Here is an 8,577-nt window from a genome sequence, read left to right on the forward strand (position 1 = left end):
ATCTAACCTAATTATAAGGGTCTTTTTATATTTGTCTACCATAAGGGGATTATACTATAGGGAGTTTTTTTCATATATAATTAATCTTATATAGATGGATTTGGTGATAATTTATATAGTAATAGGAAAGATTAATAGTGATATTTTATAAACTTTTAATTCAATGCGGAATCAAATAATAAATATTTTAACTATATTATTAATTTTATTATATTCCATATAATTATTAGATTAGTCTTAATTAATAGCACAGTTCATATAATAAAAGAGTGTAAAGAAAAAGATACTATAAAATGAAGAAAATAGATATAAAAATAAGGAAATAGAAACTAATCAATGGAAAATGGTAATATTTATTAAATTTAGTGGAAAAATATAAGGATTCCAATTTGAAAAAAGAAAATCAAAATATTATTATAAAATTGTTAGCACTTAATAAAGATGAGTGCTAATATAGATATAATAATAATAATTTTTTATATATATAATAGGAGGGATTTTTTTATGAATATTAAACCACTAGCAGATAGAGTAGTAATTAAGAAGTTAGAAGCTGAAGAAACTACTAAAAGTGGAATTGTTTTAACGGGATCAGCAAAAGAAAGACCACAAGAAGCGAAAGTTGTAGCTGTGGGACCTGGAGCTATAGTAGATGGGAAAAGAGTAGATATGGAAGTAAAAGTTGGGGATAAGGTACTTTATTCAAAATACGCTGGTACTGAAGTAAAAGTTGAAGGTGAAGAGTACACTATTTTAAAACAAGACGATATTTTAGCAATAGTTGAGTAAGGGAGGAATATATTATGGCAAAAATGATTAAATTTAGTGAAGATGCTAGAAGAGCAATGCAAGTAGGCGTTGATACATTAGCTGATACTGTAAAAGTTACATTAGGACCAAAGGGAAGAAATGTTGTATTAGATAAGAAATTTGGAGCACCTTTAATAACTAATGATGGTGTTTCAATTGCAAGAGAAATTGAATTAGAAGACCCATATGAAAATATGGGAGCTCAATTAGTTAAAGAGGTTGCTACTAAAACTAATGATGTTGCAGGGGATGGTACTACTACAGCAACACTTTTAGCACAAGCAATAATTAGAGAAGGTTTAAAAAATGTTACAGCAGGAGCAAATCCTATTTTAATTAGAAATGGTATTAGAATGGCAGTTGATAAGGCTGTTGATGAAATTAAGAAAATTTCTAAGCCTGTAAACGGAAAAGAAGATATTGCAAGAGTTGCAGCTATTTCAGCAGCAGATGAAGAAGTGGGTAAATTAATATCTGATGCTATGGAAAAGGTAGGAAATGAAGGAGTTATAACTGTTGAAGAATCTAAATCAATGGGTACTGAACTAGATGTAGTAGAAGGTATGCAATTTGATAGAGGGTATGTATCAGCATACATGGTAACAGATACAGAAAAAATGGAAGCGGTTTTAGATAATCCTTTAATATTAATAGCTGATAAGAAAATCTCAAATATTCAAGAATTACTTCCAATATTAGAGCAAATTGTTCAACAAGGTAAGAAATTACTTATTATAGCTGAAGATGTTGAAGGAGATGCTATGACTACATTAGTAGTTAATAAATTAAGAGGAACTTTCACATGTGTAGCTGTAAAAGCACCAGGTTTTGGAGATAGAAGAAAAGAAATGCTTCAAGATATAGCTATATTAACAGGTGGTACAGTTATATCAGAAGAACTTGGCATAGACATAAAGGAAGTAACTTTAGATATGCTTGGACAATGTGAAAGTGTAAAAGTTACAAAGGAAAATACTACTATAGTTAATGGAAGAGGAGATAGTGAAGCTATTAAAGAAAGAGTTTCTCAAATAAGAGCTCAAATAGAAGAAACTACTTCAGAATTCGATAAAGAAAAATTAACTGAAAGATTAGCAAAACTTGCTGGTGGAGTTGCAGTAATTAAAGTTGGTGCTGCTACAGAAACAGAATTAAAAGAAAAGAAATTAAGAATAGAAGATGCACTAGCAGCTACAAAGGCAGCTGTAGAAGAAGGTATAGTTCCAGGTGGTGGAGCTGCTTATGCTAATATTATAAATGAAGTAAATAAAGTAACTTCAGATATTCCAGATACTCAAGTTGGTATTAATATTATAGTAAGAGCATTAGAAGAACCAATGAGACAAATAGCAACTAATGCAGGACTTGAAGGTTCAGTTATTATTGAACATGTTAAGGGCTGTGAAGCTGGAATGGGATATGATGCTTTAAGAAATGAATATGTAAATATGATTAAAGCTGGAATTGTTGACCCAACTAAGGTTACAAGATCAGCACTTCAAAATGCGGCTTCAGTTGCATCAACATTCTTAACTACAGAAGCTGCTGTAGTAGATATTCCTCAAAAAGATACTCCAATGCCAGGAGCGCCAGGAATGGGAATGGACGGAATGTACTAAAATTAAATGCTTTTTAAAGGAACTGTTTATTCAGTTCCTTTTCTATTTCCTAGGGCATAATATGTTGATAGAATTCTATCTATAACTTATAATTATAGTAAATAACTTATTAGCTAAGTAGAGGAGTACTATGAGAGTAAAAAGCAAAAGAGAGAAGATTAGAAACATAAGGTTAACTATATTAGTAATTGTTTCAGCAATATTAGGAACTACATTGCTAATAAGCTTTAATAATTATAAAGAAACAACGAAAAAAATAGAAGTTAAAGAATCCATTAGAGATTTAATTATAACTATTAAAGCAGTCGAGATAAATGATGGAATAGAATTTGAAGATTCAGATACAATAAGGGATATAAAAAATGAAAATGGTGAAAAATTAAAAGCCATAGCTAAATGTAGAAATATAGAGAATTTTGCCAAAATAGAAATCTTAACTTTAGAGGATGCAAGGAAAATACTAAATGATGAAGTTGACTTTGTTATTAACAAAGATGGAGAATTTTTAAACATAGATGAAAAGAAATAAATGTAAAGGTGTCAGTTATAGAAAGTAATTATAATTGATACCTTATTTTTATGATATCAATAAAAATAAAAAGAATAATTGACTATAAATTATAAATAATGGATAATATTTCAAGTGAACCCTTGATTTAAATTTTTAGGAGGATATTATGGGATTTTTAGTATTAATAATTGGGCTATGTATAGGAAGTTTTTTAAATGTATGTATTTATAGAATACCTAGAGAGGAATCAATAGTTTTCCCAGCATCACATTGTACAGCTTGTGGGTATGAACTTAAAGTTTTAGACCTTATTCCAGTTATAAGCTATATATTTTTAAGGGGAAAATGTAGAAGTTGTGGAGAAAAAATATCTATAAAGTATCCATTAGTTGAAATTTTAAATGGAGTAATATATTTACTAATGTATTTAAGATTTGGATTAACATTAAACTTTGTAGCTTATAGTATTTTTGCTTCATTATTAATAGTAATTTCTTATATAGATTTAGAAAGTAAGGATGTATATTCATCAACAACTATATTTGGGTTAGTTTTAGGCGTTATTTATATATTAATAGGATTATATACAAAAGATACAACATTAATTAATAATCTTTTAGGTGGAGTTATTGGATATTTAATTATATATCTAATAGTAGTAATTACAAATGGCATGGGACAAGGTGATGCTGATATAGCTGGAATTTGTGGATTATTTATAGGAATTCAAGGAGTTTTGGTAGCTTTATTTTTAGCTATAGTTCTAGGAGGAATAGTAGCATCAATAATATTATTACTTAAATTAAAGGATAAAAAATCAGAAATTGCTTTTGGTCCATATATAGCTATTGGAACTATTATTTATATATTTATAGGACAGGAATTGTTGTCACTTTATTTAAGCTTTTTTATTTAAAAAGTGAATTTAATTTAAATACAAATTATGCTTGAAAAAGACTATGGTCTATATTATGATGAGAAATGAACAGTAAAAATGGTTAAAAAAGGAATTTTTTTAAATTGTATAAATTAAAATAATAATTTAATATAGGAGTGAATTTCATGGCTATAATTCAAAAGAAAAGGCTTGGGGATATATTGATAATGGCAGAAAAAATAACTCCATTTCAATTACAAAGTGCTTTAAAAACTCAAAAGCTTTTAGGAAAAAAGTTAGGAGAAGTTTTAATTGATAGTGGAATAGTTTCAGAAGAAGACATTATAGATGCTATAGAAAAACAAACAGGAATACAAAAGGTTGATTTAAACAATGTTAATTTTGATAAAAAGGCAATTAAGATAATACCACAAAATCTTTGTATGAAATATAATTTAATAGCCTTTGGTTTTCAAGAAGAAAAAATAATGGTAGCCCTTTCAGATCCATTAAATATTTTTGCAATAGATGATATTTCTATATCAACAGGATTAGAAGTTAAGACCTTTATTGCACCAAAGAAAGATATTAATAAATTTGTTCAAATTAATTATAGTAGTGAAGAAGTTAACAAAGCAGCAGAAGAACTTTTAAAGGAAACCATAGAATCAAAAGGTACTTCAGTAGATGTTGAAGAAATTGATGATGTAAAAAATGCACCAGTTGTAAAAATGATAGAGTACTTATTTAAAAATTCCGTTGAAATGAGGGCTTCAGATATACATATTGAGCCTTATGAGAAGGAAATTAGGATAAGGTATAGAATTGATGGAGAACTTAGAACAGTAAATACTATTGGAATAGAGAGCTTAGCACCATTAGTAACTAGAATTAAAATACTTGCAAATTTAAATATAGCTGAGAAAAGAATACCTCAAGATGGAAGAATAATAACTAAGATTGGGAATACAGATATAGATCTTAGAATTTCAATTTTACCAACTGTAAACGGTGAAAAGATAGTAATAAGAATATTAAGCAAAGAAAATTATAAGCTAGGTAAGGAAAGTCTTGGATTAACTAAAAAGAACCAAGAAAAATTAGATGGTATAATTTCAAGTCCTCATGGAATAGTNCCTACAGGAAGTGGTAAATCTACTACTCTTTATACAGTTTTAAGTGAACTTAACTCTAGCAATGTAAATATAATTACCATAGAAGATCCAGTGGAATATACCTTAAATGGTATTAATCAAGTTAATGTAAATAATAAGGCAGGGTTAACCTTTGCAAGTGGTCTTAGAAGTATATTAAGACAAGACCCAGATATAGTTATGATAGGGGAAATAAGAGATGAAGAAACTGCACAAATAGCAATTAAAGCCGCTATTACAGGACATTTAGTTTTAAGTACTCTACATACAAATGATGCACCTTCAACTATGACTAGATTAGTAGATATGGGAGTTGAACCCTATTTAGTTGCAACATCTATTTCTGGAATAATAGCTCAAAGATTAGTAAAGAAAATATGCCTTAATTGTAAAGAAGAATATATAGCTTCAGATTATCAAAAAAGTGTATTTAATATAAAAGAAAATGAAACTTTAAAACTATATAGGGGCAAGGGCTGTGGTCATTGTAATAATACAGGCTATAGTGGAAGAATAGGTGTCTATGAAATAATGGAAATAACAAGAGAACATAGGGATGCAATAAATAAAACTAGAGATTCAAATGTTTTAAAGGATATTTCAATTAAGAACGGAATGACAACTCTTGCAGATGAATGTAAGGAGTTAGTTTTAAAGGGTGTAACTACTATAGAAGAGCTTGCGACTATAACATTATTAAGAGATATATAAGGGGTGATAAGAAGTTATGAAAAAATTTAAATATAGAGCTATGACAAAAGAGGGAAGCAAAAAAGAAGGAACTTTTGAAGGTGGCTCAAGAGATGATGTAGTAAATATGATAACTTCAAGTGGACTTTATCCTCTAATGATAGAAGAAATAATTGAAAGTAAGCAAATTGAAATTAAATTATTTCAAAGAGTAACAACAAAAGATTTAGCAATTTTTTGTAGACAGTTTTACACCATGTTAGATGCTGGGGTTACTATAACTAATTGCATAAACATATTATCATCAGAAATTCCAAATAAAAAGCTAAGAGAAATCCTGTCTGTAATAGATGGAGATGTTCAAAAAGGGGAATTATTATCAGAGTCTATGGCAAAGCACAAAAAATACTTTCCACAGCTTTTAATAAGCATGGTAGAGTCAGGTGAAGTTAGCGGAAATATAGATGAAATGATGCTTAGAATGTCTGTTCATTTTGAAAAGGAAAACAAGCTTAATAATAAAGTTAAATCAGCTATGACTTATCCAAGTATGCTAAGTATAGTAGCTGTAGTAGCAGTTTTCTTTATAATGACCTTTGTAATGCCAACCTTTGTAGAAATGTTTGAAGGAGAAGGAATAACACTTCCTTTAATAACAAAAATTTTACTAGGTACAAGTAAATTTTTAAGTAATAATTTAATTCTTATCTTAATATTCATAGGAATTGTAATTGTATTATTCAATATTTATAAAAAAAGTCCAAATGGAATAGTGAATATGAGTAAATTAAAGCTAAAGCTTCCCATAATAGGGGATTTAAATAAAAAAATAATAGTATCAAGATTCACAAGAACACTATCAACCCTATTAGCATCAGGAGTATCACTAGTGCAAGCGCTACCAACAGTAGCAGGAGTACTAGAAAACAAAATAGCAGAAGATGCAATGATGAAAATAAGAGACAGAGTAGTAAGAGGAGATGGACTAAGCTCTCCAATAAGAGAAAATGATATCTTCCCTAAAATGCTATCATCAATGATAAAAATAGGAGAAGAATCAGGTTCCCTAGAAGAAATCCTAAACAAAACAGCAGACTTCTACGACGACGAAGTAGAACAAGCAATACAAACCACAACCTCCCTAATAGAACCACTACTAATAGTAGTAATGGGAGTAGTTATAGGAACAATAGTAATATCAATAATGCTACCAATGTTTAATATGTACACAGAAATGTAGTGAATAGTGAATAGTGAATAGTTAAGAGAGCAGTTAATAGATAATAGTTAAAGAATGAAAGAATGAAAAAATGAAGGAATGAAATAAAGATGCAGAGAATTTTAGACTTCACTTTTAGTTAGTATTGCGTAGCTATTATTAAAGATTAATCAATAGATAATAAAGCAGAGAATAGAGAAAAGTTAATAGTAAAGAAAGCAGTAAAAGTTTGAAATGAAAGAATTAAAAAATGAAAATAGAAAAAATCCAAGGGATTTTTAACCTTCACTCTTCACTATTACCTCTTACTTCTTCACTATTTTGGGTAGCAAAATAATTAGTTTATATTTTTAAAAATTTATATAAAGAATATAAAAACAAAATAAAACAAATTTAAGGAGGAATTTATATGATTAAAAACTTAAAAAACAAGAAAAAGAAAGGCTTCACACTTATTGAGCTTATTATAGTTATAGCAATTATAGCTATACTAGCAGCAATAGCAATTCCAAAATTCGGAGATGTTAGAAGAAATGCTAATGTGAAATCAGATGTAGCAAACGCTAAAACTATAGCAAATGCTGTTACTGCATTGATAGCAGAAGGAGATATAGAAGCTGCTGATGATACTATTACATTAAATACTGCTGCTGATGAGGCTGCAACAGCTATTGGCAATTACTTACAAACTGTACCTACACCCAAAAGTGTTAAAGAAGACAACTTTACAGTTAAAATTGATGAAAATGGTGGAGTAACTGTATTAGCAGATAATATGAAGTTTTTCCCAACTACTGACGGAGCACCAACAAAAATATCAGTAACAAATCCTTAATAAGAAGGTATTATATAATAGCAATAAAGTAGTAAAATGCAGATTTAATCTGCATTTTACTAATATAATTTTAAGTTTTAGATTTTATTAAGATAGTATTAGATAAAACAATTATTAGTTGCTAAATATTATTATAAATAGAAAATGCTGAGTATAGTAATTTATAAATTCTGAATCAATTTAGCTATTAATTATTTAATTTAGATTTTGCTTTAGCAAAAGAGAAGTTTCATTCTTTAATTCTATAAACTCCGAAGGAGTTTTTACATTAATTATGCATTGTGCATTACGCATTATGCATTACAAGTCAGGAGGGGAAGCCATGTCACAGGAAAGGAAAAAGTTTGATTTTTCAAAACTAAAGGACCTAGGTTCTATAGAGGTAAAAGATATAGGAAAGCTTTTTAAAAAGGAAAAGTCAGAGGATTTAAATTCTTCTTATAATGTAAGTAAGTCTGAAAATAAAAAGAAGACTAGGGAAAAAGCAAAGAGTGTTTTATCTATTGATCTTGGAAGTAATTCCATAAAGTTAGTAGAGGGAAAATTTAATAAGAATAAACTTAGTTTAAATAAACTAATTCAAATACCTACTCCAGCGGATAGTATATCTGATGGAAGGATACTTAATCTTCAAGCTATTATAGATATATTGGATTTTTCAATAAAGGAAAATAATATAAAGGCTAAGGATGTAATATTTACAACTAATTCATCTTCAATAATTAATAGAGATATTACAATACCTATAGTTCAAGATGATGAAATGGAAACTGTAATTAGATATGAAATACAACAATATTTACCTATAAATTTAGATGATTACATAATTCAATTTATAGTTTTAGATGAAATTGTTGATGAT

At 28.3% G+C, this 8,577-nt stretch carries 8 protein-coding genes; all 8 read left to right on the forward strand.

Annotated elements, in window-relative coordinates; all coding sequences use genetic code 11:
• Positions 1–504: 504 nt before the first annotated feature.
• Positions 505–789 carry a co-chaperone GroES gene (gene groES, locus HUJ77_RS14425; RefSeq protein ID WP_291709790.1) on the forward strand — a complete coding sequence of 95 codons (285 nt, stop codon included), beginning with the start codon at positions 505–507 and terminating at the stop codon, positions 787–789.
• A gap of 14 nt (positions 790–803) precedes the next feature.
• A complete protein-coding gene (gene groL / locus HUJ77_RS14430; RefSeq protein WP_291709791.1) occupies positions 804–2,429 on the forward strand; it encodes a chaperonin GroEL in 1,626 nt (541 codons plus the stop codon).
• Between the two features lie 130 nt (positions 2,430–2,559).
• Positions 2,560–2,958, forward strand: coding sequence for a hypothetical protein (locus tag HUJ77_RS14435; RefSeq protein ID WP_291709793.1), 399 nt, complete (start codon positions 2,560–2,562; stop codon positions 2,956–2,958).
• Between the two features lie 148 nt (positions 2,959–3,106).
• Complete coding sequence (locus tag HUJ77_RS14440) at positions 3,107–3,856, forward strand: A24 family peptidase (protein WP_291709795.1); 750 nt, start codon at positions 3,107–3,109, stop codon at positions 3,854–3,856.
• Positions 3,857–4,002: 146 nt separating this feature from the next.
• Positions 4,003–5,682, forward strand: coding sequence for a GspE/PulE family protein (locus HUJ77_RS14445; RefSeq protein WP_291709797.1), 1,680 nt, complete (start codon positions 4,003–4,005; stop codon positions 5,680–5,682).
• A 16-nt stretch (positions 5,683–5,698) separates the two neighbouring features.
• The gene (locus tag HUJ77_RS14450; RefSeq protein WP_291709799.1) at positions 5,699–6,901 is read left to right on the forward strand and encodes a type II secretion system F family protein; all 1,203 of its coding nucleotides are present in this window, start codon (positions 5,699–5,701) and stop codon (positions 6,899–6,901) included.
• Between the two features lie 388 nt (positions 6,902–7,289).
• On the forward strand, positions 7,290–7,715 hold the full coding sequence (locus tag HUJ77_RS14455; protein ID WP_291709801.1) for a prepilin-type N-terminal cleavage/methylation domain-containing protein: 426 nt from the start codon (positions 7,290–7,292) through the stop codon (positions 7,713–7,715).
• A gap of 322 nt (positions 7,716–8,037) precedes the next feature.
• A partial coding sequence (gene pilM, locus HUJ77_RS14460) for a pilus assembly protein PilM (protein ID WP_291709803.1) occupies positions 8,038–8,577 on the forward strand: 540 nt, incomplete at its 3' end.

It is taken from the genome of Clostridium sp., from assembly GCF_021443865.1.
Classification (GTDB): Bacteria; Bacillota; Clostridia; order Clostridiales; family Clostridiaceae; genus Clostridium.